Annotated in this window: 15 protein-coding genes; 6 read left to right on the forward strand and 9 right to left on the reverse strand. The window is 60.9% G+C overall.

The features are described from left to right. Nucleotides 1-10: 10 nt before the first annotated feature. The 3 genes from sdhA to sdhC are packed head-to-tail and all read right to left on the reverse strand — an operon-like array spanning nucleotide 11 to nucleotide 2,645. On the reverse strand, nucleotides 11-1,852 hold the full coding sequence (gene sdhA / locus N2600_RS21070) for a succinate dehydrogenase flavoprotein subunit (protein WP_260297308.1): 1,842 nt from the start codon (nucleotides 1,850-1,852) through the stop codon (nucleotides 11-13). Between the two features lie 6 nt (nucleotides 1,853-1,858). Further along, on the reverse strand, nucleotides 1,859-2,239 hold the full coding sequence (sdhD, locus tag N2600_RS21075; RefSeq protein ID WP_260109623.1) for a succinate dehydrogenase, hydrophobic membrane anchor protein: 381 nt from the start codon (nucleotides 2,237-2,239) through the stop codon (nucleotides 1,859-1,861). A gap of 10 nt (nucleotides 2,240-2,249) precedes the next feature. Continuing rightward, nucleotides 2,250-2,645, reverse strand: a complete 396-nt coding sequence (gene sdhC, locus N2600_RS21080) for a succinate dehydrogenase, cytochrome b556 subunit (protein WP_017966247.1) — start codon at nucleotides 2,643-2,645, stop codon at nucleotides 2,250-2,252. A 315-nt stretch (nucleotides 2,646-2,960) separates the two neighbouring features. On the opposite strand from sdhC, the gene N2600_RS21085 reads away from it, so the two are divergent. Beyond that, nucleotides 2,961-3,452 carry a hypothetical protein gene (locus N2600_RS21085; RefSeq protein ID WP_222384446.1) on the forward strand — a complete coding sequence of 164 codons (492 nt, stop codon included), beginning with the start codon at nucleotides 2,961-2,963 and terminating at the stop codon, nucleotides 3,450-3,452. Between the two features lie 73 nt (nucleotides 3,453-3,525). Here the strand turns inward: N2600_RS21085 and N2600_RS21090 are convergent, their stop codons facing one another. The 6 genes from N2600_RS21090 to N2600_RS21115 form a co-directional block, all read right to left on the reverse strand. Beyond that, nucleotides 3,526-3,879, reverse strand: coding sequence for a RidA family protein (locus N2600_RS21090; RefSeq protein WP_017966245.1), 354 nt, complete (start codon nucleotides 3,877-3,879; stop codon nucleotides 3,526-3,528). A gap of 182 nt (nucleotides 3,880-4,061) precedes the next feature. Further along, nucleotides 4,062-4,931 (reverse strand): LysR family transcriptional regulator, encoded by an 870-nt coding sequence (locus N2600_RS21095; protein ID WP_017966244.1) that lies wholly within the window; start codon nucleotides 4,929-4,931, stop codon nucleotides 4,062-4,064. A 132-nt stretch (nucleotides 4,932-5,063) separates the two neighbouring features. Next, nucleotides 5,064-6,128 (reverse strand): ABC transporter ATP-binding protein, encoded by a 1,065-nt coding sequence (locus N2600_RS21100; RefSeq protein ID WP_222384444.1) that lies wholly within the window; start codon nucleotides 6,126-6,128, stop codon nucleotides 5,064-5,066. A 10-nt stretch (nucleotides 6,129-6,138) separates the two neighbouring features. Then, a complete protein-coding gene (locus N2600_RS21105; RefSeq protein WP_170281868.1) occupies nucleotides 6,139-6,978 on the reverse strand; it encodes an ABC transporter permease in 840 nt (279 codons plus the stop codon). Next, complete coding sequence (locus N2600_RS21110) at nucleotides 6,975-7,859, reverse strand: ABC transporter permease (RefSeq protein WP_170281869.1); 885 nt, start codon at nucleotides 7,857-7,859, stop codon at nucleotides 6,975-6,977. Before N2600_RS21110 ends, N2600_RS21105 begins: the two co-directional genes overlap by 4 nt. Nucleotides 7,860-7,946: 87 nt before the next feature. Continuing rightward, the gene (locus tag N2600_RS21115) at nucleotides 7,947-9,023 is read right to left on the reverse strand and encodes an extracellular solute-binding protein (protein ID WP_260297311.1); all 1,077 of its coding nucleotides are present in this window, start codon (nucleotides 9,021-9,023) and stop codon (nucleotides 7,947-7,949) included. A gap of 261 nt (nucleotides 9,024-9,284) precedes the next feature. Here N2600_RS21115 and speB point away from each other — a divergent pair, with 261 nt between their 5' ends. The 5 genes from speB (at nucleotide 9,285) to N2600_RS21140 (ending at nucleotide 13,798) form a co-directional block, all read left to right on the forward strand. After that, nucleotides 9,285-10,346: an agmatinase gene (speB, locus tag N2600_RS21120; protein ID WP_260297312.1), complete on the forward strand. Its 1,062-nt coding sequence runs from the start codon at nucleotides 9,285-9,287 to the stop codon at nucleotides 10,344-10,346. An 83-nt stretch (nucleotides 10,347-10,429) separates the two neighbouring features. Continuing rightward, nucleotides 10,430-11,227 carry a transporter substrate-binding domain-containing protein gene (locus N2600_RS21125; RefSeq protein ID WP_260109626.1) on the forward strand — a complete coding sequence of 266 codons (798 nt, stop codon included), beginning with the start codon at nucleotides 10,430-10,432 and terminating at the stop codon, nucleotides 11,225-11,227. 145 nt (nucleotides 11,228-11,372) lie between these two features. Further along, nucleotides 11,373-12,041: an amino acid ABC transporter permease gene (locus N2600_RS21130; RefSeq protein WP_260297313.1), complete on the forward strand. Its 669-nt coding sequence runs from the start codon at nucleotides 11,373-11,375 to the stop codon at nucleotides 12,039-12,041. Continuing rightward, nucleotides 12,038-12,685, forward strand: coding sequence for an amino acid ABC transporter permease (locus N2600_RS21135; protein WP_170257126.1), 648 nt, complete (start codon nucleotides 12,038-12,040; stop codon nucleotides 12,683-12,685). The genes N2600_RS21130 and N2600_RS21135 overlap by 4 nt, the downstream gene beginning before the upstream one ends. A 141-nt stretch (nucleotides 12,686-12,826) precedes the next feature. Continuing rightward, on the forward strand, nucleotides 12,827-13,798 hold the full coding sequence (locus N2600_RS21140) for an ornithine cyclodeaminase family protein (protein ID WP_260297315.1): 972 nt from the start codon (nucleotides 12,827-12,829) through the stop codon (nucleotides 13,796-13,798). Nucleotides 13,799-13,843 lie beyond the last annotated feature (45 nt).

Here is a 13,843-nt window from a genome sequence, read left to right on the forward strand (position 1 = left end):
CCTCTTGAGATCAGTACACGCGAGCCTTCGGCTCGATCTTATGCGGATCGATGCCTTCCGCGATCAGCTCGGTGTGGACCGGCCGGTAATCGAGTTTGACGTCGCCTGCCTCGTTCACCCAGGCGAGCGTGTGTTTGCGCCAGTTGACGTCGTCGCGGCCGGCGAATGCACCCTCGGCATAGTCCTCGCGGGCATGCGAACCGCGGCTCTCCTTGCGGGCCTCAGCGCCGTAGATCGTCGTGATGGCGTTGGCCATCAGGTTCTGCAGCTCAAGCGTCTCCACGAGGTCGGAGTTCCAGATCATCGAGCGGTCCGTGACCTTGATGTCCTTCATCTCGCCCCAGATTGCCGAGATACGCCGGCAACCGGATTCCAGCGATTCCTGCGTGCGGAAGACGGCGGCGTCTTCCTGCATGGCACGCTGCATCTTCTCGCGCAGTTCTGCCGTCGGCGTGCCGCCGCTGGCGTGGCGCAGACCGTCGAAACGGTCCATGATCTTGTCGCAGGCGGCGACATTGAGATGCGGGATCGGCGCCGCGCGGTCGATCACCTCGCCGGCGCGGATCGCCGCGGCGCGGCCGAAGACCACCAGGTCGATCAGCGAGTTGGAGCCGAGGCGGTTGGCGCCGTGCACCGAGGCGCAGCCGGCTTCACCCACAGCCATCAGGCCGGGGATGATCCGTTCAGGATTGGCGCCGTCGGCGTTCAGCACTTCGCCCCAATAATTCGTGGGAATGCCGCCCATATTGTAGTGAACGGTCGGCAGAACCGGGATCGGCTCGTGCGTGACGTCGACGCCGGCGAAGATCTTGGCGCTCTCGGAAATCCCCGGCAGGCGTTCATGAAGAACGGCCGGATCGAGATGGTCGAGATGCAGGAAGATGTGGTCCTTCGCCTTGCCGACACCGCGGCCCTCGCGGATCTCAAGCGTCATGCAGCGCGAAACGACGTCGCGCGAGGCAAGGTCCTTGGCCGAAGGCGCGTACCGCTCCATGAAGCGCTCGCCCTCGGAGTTGACGAGGTAACCGCCTTCGCCGCGCGCGCCTTCGGTGATCAGACAGCCCGAACCGTAGATGCCGGTCGGGTGGAACTGAACGAATTCCATGTCCTGCAGCGGCAGGCCGGCACGCGCCACCATGCCGCCGCCGTCGCCGGTGCAGGTATGGGCCGATGTTGCCGAGAAATAGGCGCGGCCGTAGCCGCCGGTCGCCAGCACCACCATCTTGGCGGCGAAGCGATGGATCGTGCCGTCGTCGAGGCACCAGGCGACGACGCCGGTGCAGCGGCTGCCGTCTTCCGACATGATCAGGTCTAGCGCGAAATACTCGATGAAGAATTCGGCATTGTTGCGCAGCGACTGGCCGTAGAGCGTATGCAGGATGGCGTGGCCGGTGCGGTCGGCAACGGCGCAGGTGCGCTGGACCGGCGGGCCTTCGCCGTAATTCTGCATATGGCCGCCGAACGGGCGCTGATAGATCTTGCCTTCCTCGTTGCGCGAGAACGGCACGCCGTAATGCTCGAGCTCATAGACCGCCTTCGGCGCTTCCATGGTGAGATACTGCATGGCGTCGACGTCGCCGAGCCAATCGGAACCCTTGACTGTATCGTAGAGGTGCCACTGCCAGCTATCCGGCGTCATGTTGCGCAGCGAAGCGGCGATGCCGCCCTGGGCCGCGACCGTATGCGAGCGGGTCGGGAATACCTTGGTGATGCAGGCCGTGCGGAAACCCTGCTCTGCCATGCCGAGCGTGGCACGCAGCCCGGCGCCGCCGGCGCCGACGACGATCACGTCGTAGGAGTGATCGACATACTTGTAGGCCTTGCCGTTCTGGGCGGGTGAAGTCGGTGCCATGTCAGCTTATCCTACGAATGCGATTTTCAGAATGGCGAAGAGACAGAGGCCGGCGATCACGATCGCAAAGAACGTGTTCAGCATCAGCAGAGCGATCTTGCCGAACTCGCCATGCACGTAGTCCTCGATGATGACCTGCATGCCGAGCTTCATATGGATGACGCCAGATATTACCATCAGGCCCATGACGACCGCGACAAACGGGTTCGACAGCGCGCGAACCACATCCGCATAGGGCGCGCCGGCATAGGCGATCATGAAGATGACGAAGAAGAGGATCAACGGAATATTGGAGACTGCGGTCAGCCGCTGACGCCAGAAATGGCCCGTGCCGTCCTTGGCGGAGCCGAGCCCGCGAACCTTGCCGAGGGGGGTGCGCATATCCATGAGAGGACCTTCAGAAGCGAATGAGGAAGCCGATCACCCAGACCAGCACGGTCAGACAGAGCGACCCGATGATGTTGGCGATGGCGAGCTTGGTCGAGAATTCTTTCTCGAGGCCGTAGCCGAGATCCCACATGAGATGGCGGAAGCCGCCGAGCATGTGGTGCAGCAGCGCCCAGGTGTAGCCGAGAAGCACGAGCTTGCCGAGAAGGCTGCCGAGCACCCAGTTGGCCCAGTCGTAGGAGCCCTGGCCGCTTGCCGCCGCTATCAGCCACCAGGCGACGAGCAGCGTGCCGACGTAGAGCGCGCTACCGGTGATACGGTGAACGATGGACATGACCATGGTGGGGATAGGTTTGTAAATCTGCAGATGCGGCGATAGGGGCCGGTTATTTGTCACATTCGCCATCAGAACCTCGCGGCGGCTTCTCTGCGCTCCCGGATTTCGGAGCATGCTCAGTCAACCACACGAATGACAAAATTCTCTGTGTGCGTTGCATCAATTGCGACGTTTAATCACCGGGAACGCCGACGACAAGCACAATCGCTGTCTGCTTTTAATTTAATCGATTCGCGTTACCGGGAAGTTTGCAGGCTAAAGAAACTGGTCTTTTCCGCTCAAATTTTGTGCCGGTTGTCCGACCTGAATGGACAAGCTCCGGCTTTTGGCGCAATCTGGCGTTAACGATTTGTTAGGGATCGGAATTCCGGAGGCCGGCCACCCATGTTTCGCAGTCTGTCCGCAGTCGCCCTGCTTGCCCTGTCCGCGCTTGCTGCACTTCCCGCCGAAGCCGGTGACCGCCGCGACGATCATCGCTTTCGCGGCCACCGTCACGATTTCCACGGTGGATTACTCCTCGGCGAACGTATCGGCTGGCGCGATCGCGGCATCCGTTTCGATAACGCCTATCGATATCGGAACCGCAAAGAACGGATGCCGTTCCTGAAACAGTTTTCATCGCCGGCGACCAATCGCTTCGCCCGCAGCAATCTGATCGTCGTCGTGCCGCAGGCGCAGGGTGACGGCGGCGGCACCTATGCCGGCTCTTCTTACGTCTATCAGGTTGATGGCGGAACCTATGTCGGCGGCGACGGCTATGGCTTCTATCCCACAGCACGGCCTGAGCAACTGGCACCGAAGGCGAAAGTCATCGATATCGCGGTGCAGGACGATCCCTGCGCCTACGAGGCCAATGTCTGTGTCATCCGACCTTAGCGCATGATGCCAAAAGTGCGGGATTCCGCTCGGCTTCGCTGACAAGAGTATGAAGATGACGAGCGCAGGTGGCTCAAATTTGCCCGGCCCTACTCTTTCGCGACGCGGCTACGTCAATACGGATGGCGCACATCGGCGGCAGATTCTTGTCCTCGAACGTCGCCCGCCGTGGCGTTCCGCTATCCGGCATCCAAGCATCCCAAGCTCTGTTCATTTCCTCGAATGAGGCAAGGTCCCTGAGCCAGATGTTGACGAGAATGATCTCTGACTTGTCGGTGCCTTCGCGCAGCAGCATGTCATCGATGCGCTCCAGTATTTCGTTGGTCTGCGCTGTGACGCTTGCTCCCCTCGTCAGGTTTGCGACCTGGCCGGGCAGATAGGCGGCATCTGCGAGGAGAGTTTCGTCAACTTTGGCTTGCCCCATCATTCGCAGGCTTCCATGTATGCTTGAGATTGGGCCGTCGACCCTTCATGGATCACTGTGGGGCTTCGCTCGCCGTTCCGGTAGGAGGAATTAAATTGACCCGATATAATGGAAGCTGAACGCTCCCAGAAGGAGTTGGAGCAGGATATCGTCCGAAAACCGATCACACTTTTCGGCATCATGCTCTAGCTGGACAATATGGCCGTATGCCGCGAAATGAAGTCCACAAGATAGCGCGCGCCTTCGGCCGTCTCGGACTGAGCATACAGACCGATCTCGATGCGCACCGGACCGGGCAGGTCCGCCGATCGGTCAAGCGTCCGGCAGCCCTCCGGTTTCGTGTTGAGCATCATTGGCGCGATGCCGATACCGACGCGAACCGCGGTCGCCATGGCCACCAGCGTCGATGCAACGCACGCCGTCTTCCACTTGATGTTCCGCTGGGACAGGGCCGCAATCGTCGGAAGCGTCCAGGGACACTCCTCCTCGAACATGATGATGGGAAGCGGCTTTTCCGTATCCGCCACAAAGTCGGATCTGACCGTCCACATCAGATATTCGGTCCAGATCAGGGTCGGTTTTCGCGCGAGGCAGGTGATGTCGCAAACCACGAGATCGAGCTTCCTGTCTTCAAACAGGCTGGCGAGGCGACGATTCGGCTCGACGATGATGTCGATCTCGACCTTCGGGTTCTGGGCTCTGAAGGCACTAAGAATGTCGATCAGGTGGCCGGCTGCGAAGTCCTCGACGACGCCGAGGCGAATGCGGTCCTCGATCATCTTGCCTGTCAGTCTTTTCCCGACCTCGTCGCTGAGGGCGACCATTTCGCGGGCATAGGCCAGCATGATCTGCCCATGGCTCGTGAGTTCGAGGCCCTTTGACGAACGCGAAAACAGCGTAACGCCGACAAGCTCCTCCAGCTTGCGGATCTGCATGCTCACGGCCGCCTGCGTTCTGTTCAGCTTGACGGCTGCTCCATTGACGGTTCCGATTTCCGCGACGGTCAGAAATGCACGAAGCAGATAGGAATCAAGATCAAGCATCAGAAGCCGCATTCCATACTTTGTGGCGCTCGAGAGCCGAGGGCCTCTCTGCCCGTAAGTGGATATTGGACGAACCATGTCCTTCCGGCAACTGCCGACCCTTAGCCCGGGCGCAGTGCGAAGCTGCGCTCCATCAATGCCAGCTTATCGCGCAAAAAGAACGCATGCCTCGGGGGGAAAGGAAACGCTGATCTCCTGTCCGCGAGCGAAGGCTATGTCTGGACGGTTCGGGCAAGCCGAGACTATGCGGTCGCCAGTGGCGAGGTCCAGAACGACATGCCTGAAGGCACCGAGTGTCACGACGTCGGCAACGCGCCCGGGCATGGCTCCGGCAGCCGGAACACCGGACGATATCTCGATGCTTTCCGGCCTCACGCAAATCTCGGCGGCACCTGAAAGACTTCCCGTGGACGCGACCGGGAACTCCCAGCCGGATTCGGAGCGAAATTTGCCGGCCGTTCCGCCCGTGGCAGAGATCGAGCCATGAATCCAATTCGTCCGACCCATGAAATCCGCGACGAAACGCGAGTCTGGACGCCAATACACGTCATCCGGCTTGCCGGATTGCATGATTGTGCCACGGTTCATCACGAATATCCGCTCTCCCAGGCTCATCGCCTCCTCCTGGTAGTGGGTTACCACGATGGCGGTCGAGCCGACCGCGGCAAGCACATCCTTCAATTCAGTGCGCAGCTCATGGCGAAGTTTGGCGTCGAGGGCCGACAGCGGCTCATCCAGAAGAACGAGGCTTGGATGAGTGGCGAGCGCCCGCGCAAGCGCAACACGCTGCTGCTGACCGCCGCTCAACTGGTGCGGCCGCCGCTGTCCGAAACCGACGAGCCGGACGAGTTCAAGCATCTCGGCAATGCGGCGTGGTATTTGCCCCGGCGGATGGTTGCGATGGCGAAGTCCGTAGCCGATGTTCTGTTCGACGGTCATATGCGGGAAAAGAGCGTAGTGCTGGAACAGCAGCCCGACATTGCGCTCATAGGGTTTCAATCCGGCCATCGGCTCGCCGTCGATCAAGATCGAGCCTTTGTCGGGCCGCTCGAATCCGGCAATGAGCCGAAGAATAGTGGTCTTGCCGCAGCCGCTCGGCCCAAGCAGCGCGATTGTTTCACCTGGGTTCACCGAAAAGGAGATATTGCCAAGGGCGACAGTTCCGCCGAAGCGCTTGCTGACCCCTTGAAATTCCACGGCAGAATTCATCCTATTGTCCTCATGAACGAAACAAACCCTGACCGACGACGGTGTCGAAGCCGACGACGCGGTCCAGCACAACGATCAGCAACGCGGTGACGGCAATCAGGACCACGGCCGCCGCAGCGATCGTCAGATCGAAAGCCGCGCGCATGTTGCTGACCAGCGTAACAGGCAAGGTCGTTGCGGACGGATCGCTCAGGAAGAGACTGATCGATACGTCATCCATCGAAATTGCGAAGGCGAAGATCGCGCCGGTGACGACCCCCGTCCGCATCAGCGGCAGGGTAATGGTCCAGAAGGCCTGGCGCTCGGTGGCGCCGAGAACCATTGCGGCTTCCGTCAATCGTTGGTCGCTGCCGAGAAGGCTGGCGAGACTGGTCCTTATGCAATAGGGCAACGTCACGATCACGTGGCCGAGGAGCAGGCGCGCCATACCATTTGTGATACCGGCCTTGGAAAGGAAAAGCAGCAGGCCGAATCCAATCACGACGGGCGGGACGATGAGTGGCGAGAGGAAGGCCGAAGTCAGCGCTGCCTTTCCCGGAAAATTACCCCGGGCAAGACCGACAGCCGCCGCAGTTCCGATCGTGACGGACAGAACCGTCGTGAGTACCGCCAAGATGAAGCTGGTGCGCAGGCTGGCAAGGATATCCGCCTGGGAGACGAGCCGTTCGAACCAATGAAACGACAAGGCAGGTGGCGGCATCGGGCCAAGATAGGTCCTGGCGTCGAAAGCCATGACGCATGTTATCACCAACGGGATGGCGAGGAACGCCAATCCAAGGCCGATGACACCGTAGGCAAGGGAACCGGCGATCCGGTCTCCGGTTCTCGCTGCAAGAGACTGCATGCTCATCGGGAAACCCTCCGCGCCTGCGCAAACGTGATGACAGCGACGACCGCCAACGCCACGGCAAGCATGACGAGCGAGATCGCCGCGCCGCTCGGATAGTTGGCGATATCGCTGAACCGGGTGTAGATGACGTTCGACATGAAAAGCACCCGGCCCCTCCCGAGCACCATGGGAATGACGAAGGCGCTGATCGCGAAAGTCAGCGAGACAAGCGTGCTCGAGACCAGCGCCGGGACGCTCAGGGGAAGCGTGATCGACAGATGGGCTTTCCATCCCGGTGCGCCGAGCGACTGGGCTGCATCGAGCAGACGCGGATCGATCGATTGCATCGCGCCGATCAACGTCAGCGTTGCGACCGGTATGATCGAGTGAACCAGACCCGCAATAACGACGATATTGATATATTCGCGGCTGTTGGGCGAAAGGCCCAGTGTCAAGAGGAAGGGTCGGAGGATGCCGACCGACCCGAAGGTCAGTTCGATCGCGTACGTCTTGATCAGGACGCTGGAAAGAACGAGCGTAATCAAAAAGCCGAGGGTGAGCGTGCGCATCCGCGGCGAAATGCGCCGCACGATGAAATAGGCCAGCGGGAATGCCACAAGCTGGCCGATGATCGCGGCAACTCCACCGATCCAGAAGGTCGTCAGCAGAACGCTTGCAAACGCCTGGTTTGCAAGCTCGTAATAGTTCTGAACCGTTGCCGCGGCATTTTCCACGGAGCCGACGCGCCCCGGCGTAAACTCCTTCAAGCTTTCGATTGCCAGATTGATGAGCGGTGACAGAAAACCGAATGCGAACACCAGCAGGGCTGGCCCGAGCGTCAGGGCCGCATCGCCGCGATCCGGAATTGAAATGGCAACGGGTTGCCGCCTTACCTTGGTCATGATGAAACAGCCTTTTCCTCGCCCTTGCGGCCATGAGAAAGGGAGGTTGTCGAAGCCCGCGCCTACAACAACCTGCCGCGAGGTGTCTTAGAGCAACGGGGCGATATCTTGCTCCCAGCGCTTGGACCAGGCATCCTGCTGTTCGAGGACGACATTGTAGTCCGGCACATAGACGAAGCTCGAAAACTCGTCCGACGTGAAGGCGAGATGCTTGAGGTTGTCGGGCGTGACTGCCTTGCTGTTCAACGGCGCCTCGCCAGCCACCTTGGCGTAGAGCGAGTTCATGTCCGGGCTGATCGCGAAGTTGACGAAATCGAGCGTCGCCTTGGTGTTCGGTCTGTTCTTCAGGACGCCGAACCCGCTCTGGTAGAGGAAGGCTTTGAAGTTGCTGTCCTTGGTGAAACGCGTAACCGGGAAGTTTTTCGCCACCGCCGCCCAGCCGGGCTCGGCGAAGAAGCCGACGGAGGTCTCGCCAGACGTCAGCGAATTGGTGAAATCGATATCGGTGACGGCGACGCGGCCGATATTGCCGGATTTCGCCAATTCCTTCATGAGCTTCCACCCGGGTTCCATATTCGTTTCACTGCCGCCGGCGTGAAGGGCGAGCGCAACAATCTGGAGCATCATGCTCTGTGTCGGGCCCGGCCAGCAGATCGCGCCCTTGAGATCGGGGCTCAGCAGATCATCGATGGTCTTCACGGCGATCGGAGCCGTATCGGTTCGGGCGCCGAAATACATGCCGCCAACTGCGCGCGGGACCGCTTTGATATTGTCCTTGGCGTCACGAATGATGATTTTCTCGGGAATATTCGCGAGGTTGGGAACATCGGCAGGATTGATGGTCTCGAGCCAATCCTCCTTCACCATGCTGTTGAATGAGCCTTCCCAGCCGGCGACGTAGTCGTAGTCGACATTCGGCCAGACGGCCTTGATCTTTGGCAGGATCGCGCCCGCGCCACCCTGATGAAGAACCCAGTTGAATGTCGCGGCATTCTGGTCGGCGGCAATCTGCTTCATTGCTTCGACGACATCGCCGCCCCATTCGACGGCAGTGAGATTGCCGTTGCCGGCTGCGGCGGATCTCGCAAACCCGGTCATCGTGCCGGCAATCCCCGCGGCTGCGGCGGATCCGAGGAAGCGGCGGCGTGTCATATCGTGCAACATCGTAGGTTCCCTTTGTTGTCGGCCCTCTGCCGGACCGTTCGCATCGGAGACTGCTTGGAGGTTGCCAGCCGCGGTAGTGGGAAAATTCTCGCCGGGTTATAAAGTTTTCTGAACGCACCGATGGTCGCGCTACCCGCATCGCGGAGCCTCGGCGGATCCAAGCTATCAAGAATCGTTATATCTCCTCTCGAATTTTCGCGGTTCCAAGAGAAGTGGGCGGCGCCGATGATGACGGCAGCATCAATACCGTGGGAGCCTGCCTTGACCATTGACCGGGATTTTCTGGAAGACTTGAGAAAGCGCTTCGGCAGCGCTGCAGGCGGAGAGATGGAAGATCCGCACTTCCGCGCGGTGGCGGCGAGCGTATTCAAGGACGGCGACAGCCGCAAATGGCCCTTCGCCGATCCTGCCACCTTTCTGGATGCCCGTTTCATCGAGAACGGCTTGCGGCCCGAGGTGCTTGAGGCGCTTGACGTGGCTTTGATCGGAGTGCCGATGGACCTCGGCGTCACCAATCGCGCCGGCGCACGGCTGGGGCCGCGGGCCGTCCGGGCGATCGAGCGTATCGGTCCCTACGAACATGTTCTGCGTGTCGCGCCGATGGGAGGGCTAAAGGTCGCCGATGTCGGCGACGTGCCGATGCGCAGCCGGTTCGGTCTGGCCGAATGCCATGCCGACATCGAGGCCTGCTACCGGATGATCGCGGCAACCGGGGTCATCCCGCTGTCGGTCGGCGGCGACCATTCGATCTCCGGTGCCATCCTCAAGGGCCTGGCGGCCAGCCAGCCGGTCGGCATGATCCACATCGACGCTCATTGCGACACCGCCGGTCCCTATGAGGGCTCCAAGTTCCATCACGGCGCGCCCTTCCGCGAGGCGGTTTTGGCCGGCGTTCTCGATCCGAAGCGTACGATCCAGATCGGCATCCGCGGCGGCGGCGAATATCTCTGGGAGTTCTCCTTTGCCTCCGGCATGACCGTCATCCACGCCGAAGAGGTAGCGGAGATGGGCCTCAAGGGGGTGATCGCAAAGGCTCTGGAGGTTGTCGGCGCCGGTCCGACCTATCTCAGTTTCGACGTGGACAGCCTCGATCCGGCCTTCGCTCCGGGAACCGGCACGCCAGAAGTCGGCGGGCTTCAGCCGAGGGAGGCTCTGACCCTGCTGCGCGGCATCAAGGGCATCAACCTCGTCGGCGGCGACGTCGTCGAAATCGCACCGCAATACGACAACACCACCAATACCGCGCAGATCGCCGCGCAGGTCCTGTTCGAACTCCTGTGCCTCGCGATGTTCAGTCCCGCGGTCAGGACCAAGGTGACCTGAGAACCAGCTCCAACCGGCAGCGCGCCTCATGCCCGCTGCCATCCATCACCTGTCGCACAACACGTCTCAAAAAGGGGAACGACATGACTGCTCTTATGAAATTGCGCTACACCGCCACTGCGGCAATTGCCGTGTTCGGCATCCTGGCGGGGGCCGCTCAGGCCGACGAACTTGCCGATATCAAAGCCGCAGGCGAGATCAACATCGGCATCTTCTCCGATTTCCCGCCCTTCTCTTCGGCAAGCGCCGATATGAGCATCAAGGGCTATGACGTCGAGGTCGCCCAGAAGATCGCCGACGGGCTCGGCGTGAAACTCAATCTCGTCAGCGTTACTGGCCAGAACAGGATCGCCTACCTGAACGACGACCGCGTCGACCTGCTGATGAGCGTCGGCTATTCGAAGGAGCGCGCCGAGGTTATCGATTATGCCGCCCCGTACGCCCCTTACTATATTGCCGTCATCGGTCCGGCTGCGCTGAAGGTGAGCGGCAAGGAAGACCTCGCCGACAAGTCAATTGCCGTCAATCGTGGGACGCTCGAAGACACGTCGCTGACGGCTGTCGCCCCCGGCTCGGCTGCGATCCAGCGTTTCGAGAACTACAATTCGGTCATCCAGGCCTTCATATCCGGCCAGACCCAGTTGATGGTCGTTGGCAACGATGTCGGCGCGCAGGTTCTGGCACGACAGGAAGCCCTGAAGCCGGAGCAGAAGTTCCAGCTCCTCAGTTCCCCCTCGCACATCGCGCTCCGCAAGGGCGAGGAAGGCCTGAAGAAGGCTGTCAATGACAGCGTCGCCGCAATGATCGCCGACGGTTCGCTCGACGCAGGCTCGAAGAGCTGGCTGAAAGCGCCGCTCAACCCTGAGAACCTGAAGGACTGACGGGCACGGCCTCCCACTCACCAGAGCATGATGCCGAAAACCGCAAGCGATTGCGGTGGCATCATGCTCCAATTCTTTGCTTGAGAGGCGGACCCAGATTTCCGGGGCGGCCCGGCCTAGATCATCCGGCTCCAAAGGACATGCGATGAGATACAGCCTCGATTTCAATTGGCTTTGGGACGGGATGGCAGCTCTGGCTTATGGCGCAGGCACGACGCTTGCCCTGACGGCCTCCACATCGGTCCTTGGTATCGTCCTCAGCATTCTCGGCGCGGCCGCGCGCCGGGGACCTTATCCGTGGTTGCGCAAGGTCGTCGGCCTCTATGTGGAAATCATGCGCAATACGCCATTCCTGGTGCAGTTGTTCTTCATCTTCTTTGGCTTGCCCAGCCTCGGCATTCGCCTCGATCCGATCACCGCCGCAGTCCTTGCCATGACCCTCAACATGGCGGCCTACACGATCGAGGTGGTCGGGGCCGGGCTCGATGCCATACCGAGAGGCCAGAAGGAGGCGGCGCAGGCACTCGGCCTAAGGCCCCGGCTGGTGTTTTTCAAGATCATCCTGCCGCAAGCGGTCGCCATCATTTTTCCGGCGCTGACGAGCCAGATCATCATCATGATGCTGGAATCGGCGGTGGTTTCGCAAATATCCGTCCGCGAACTGGCGCAGGAGGCCGATCTGCTTCAGTCGCGCACCTTCCGCTCCTTTGAGACCTATCTGGTGGAGACGCTGATCTACCTTTCGATGTCCGCCGCACTTCGCCGGCTCCTCGTCGCAGGGAAACGCCGTTTTCTGGGAGCCGGTCTGGCATGATTGAGTTCACCTTCTGGGACATTCTGCGCAATCTTGTCTTCGCGACACGCTGGACCCTTATGCTTTCGCTCGCAGCCTTTGCCGGCGGCGCCATCTTTGGCCTGGCGATCCTGTCTGCACGGATATCGAAAACACGCTGGCCGCGCAGCTTCGCGTCCGGCTACATTGCCCTGTTTCAGGGAACGCCGCTCCTCATGCAGCTCTTTCTGATGTTCTTCGGCCTGCCGATGCTCGGTTTCCGGATCGAGTCATGGACCGCCGCCGTCTGCGGCCTGACGTTCTATGCCAGCGCTTATCTTGCGGAAATCTGGCGGAGCGGCGTCGAGGCGGTGCCGCGCGGGCAATGGGACGCCGCAGCCAGCCTGGGCTTGCATCGTCTCCTCGAACTTCGCCTCGTCATCCTGCCACAGGCTTTCCGCATCACCCGCGCGCCGACCGTCGGGTTCTTGGTCCAGTTGATCAAGAGCACCGCACTGGCCTCGATCCTCGGCTTCGACGAGCTGCTGAAAACCGCAAACGCCATCAACAACGCGACCTTCGAACCTTTCAAGGTCTACGGTCTCGTCGCGGTGATCTTCTTCGCCCTGTGCTATCCGCTGACGCAATACGCCAGAATTCTGGAGAAGAAAGCGGCGTTTGGCTGAGTGGTGTTCAGTGCTTTGCATTCCCCAAAAGGCCGATGCCGGTTGAAAAGCCGGTGCGCCGCGCAGCGGCGACGCGGCTCTCGTCCAATCACACAGAACTCGCCTTATCCCGCCGTTAGAACTTCCTGAGAGATCGCTTCAATGACCGACACACAAATCCGTATTCTCGATGCCCGCACAACGGGCGAGCTTCTGCCTTTCGGCGCGCTGGTCGCGACCTTGCGGCAAGCATTTGCCGAAGGCTGTGTCGTGCCGGTACGGCATCACCACACGATAGCGAACAGCGGTGAGCCGGATGCGACGCTGCTTCTGATGCCGGCCTGGCATGAAACGCACCGGTCAGAGCGCTACCTTGGCATCAAGATCGTCACCGTCTTTCCCGGCAACACGCTGCTCGGCATTCCCGGTTTGACCTCGACTTACATGCTCTACGATGGCCGGACCGGGATGCAGCTTGCGCTCCTTGACGGAAACACCATCACCACGCGCCGCACGGTAGCGGCATCGGCCCTTGCCGCGGATTATCTTGCCCGAAAGGACGCAAGCCGTCTGCTGGTAATCGGCGCAGGCCGCGTCGCGAGCCTCATACCTGATGCCTATCGCACTGTCCGGCCGATCGCGCATGTCGATATCTGGGATATCGATCCCGCCAGCGCCGAACGGCTGGCGCAGAACCTCCGGCAACAGGGGCTTCAGGCCGCTGCCGTCACGGATCTGGAAGCAGCAGTGCGGCAAGCCGATATCGTCAGCGCGGCGACGCTGGCGACAGCACCGCTTATCCGCGGCGAATGGCTGCGGCCGGGCACCCATGTCGACCTGATCGGCGGCTTCACCCCGGCAATGCGCGAGGCCGATGACGAGGCGCTTCGGCGTTCCTCGGTCTATAGCGACACGCACGAAGCCCTTCACGAAGCGGGCGATCTGGTCCAGCCGATCAGGGCCGGCGTCATTGCTGCAGATGCGGTGCGTGCGACACTTGACGAACTGTGCCGCCGGAATGTTCCAGCGCGGACGTCAAACGATGAGATCACGCTCTACAAGGCCGTCGGAACGGCATTGGCTGATCTTGCCGCCGCAACGATGGTGTATGAGGCCGCCTTGATCGCCGGCTGACGTCTTTTGGTCCGGGCGATTGCGAATGATCGAATCCTGAATGTC

The sequence above is a fragment of the Rhizobium sp. WSM1274 genome (genome assembly GCF_025200775.1).
Lineage (GTDB): Bacteria > Pseudomonadota > Alphaproteobacteria > Rhizobiales > Rhizobiaceae > Rhizobium > Rhizobium leguminosarum_I.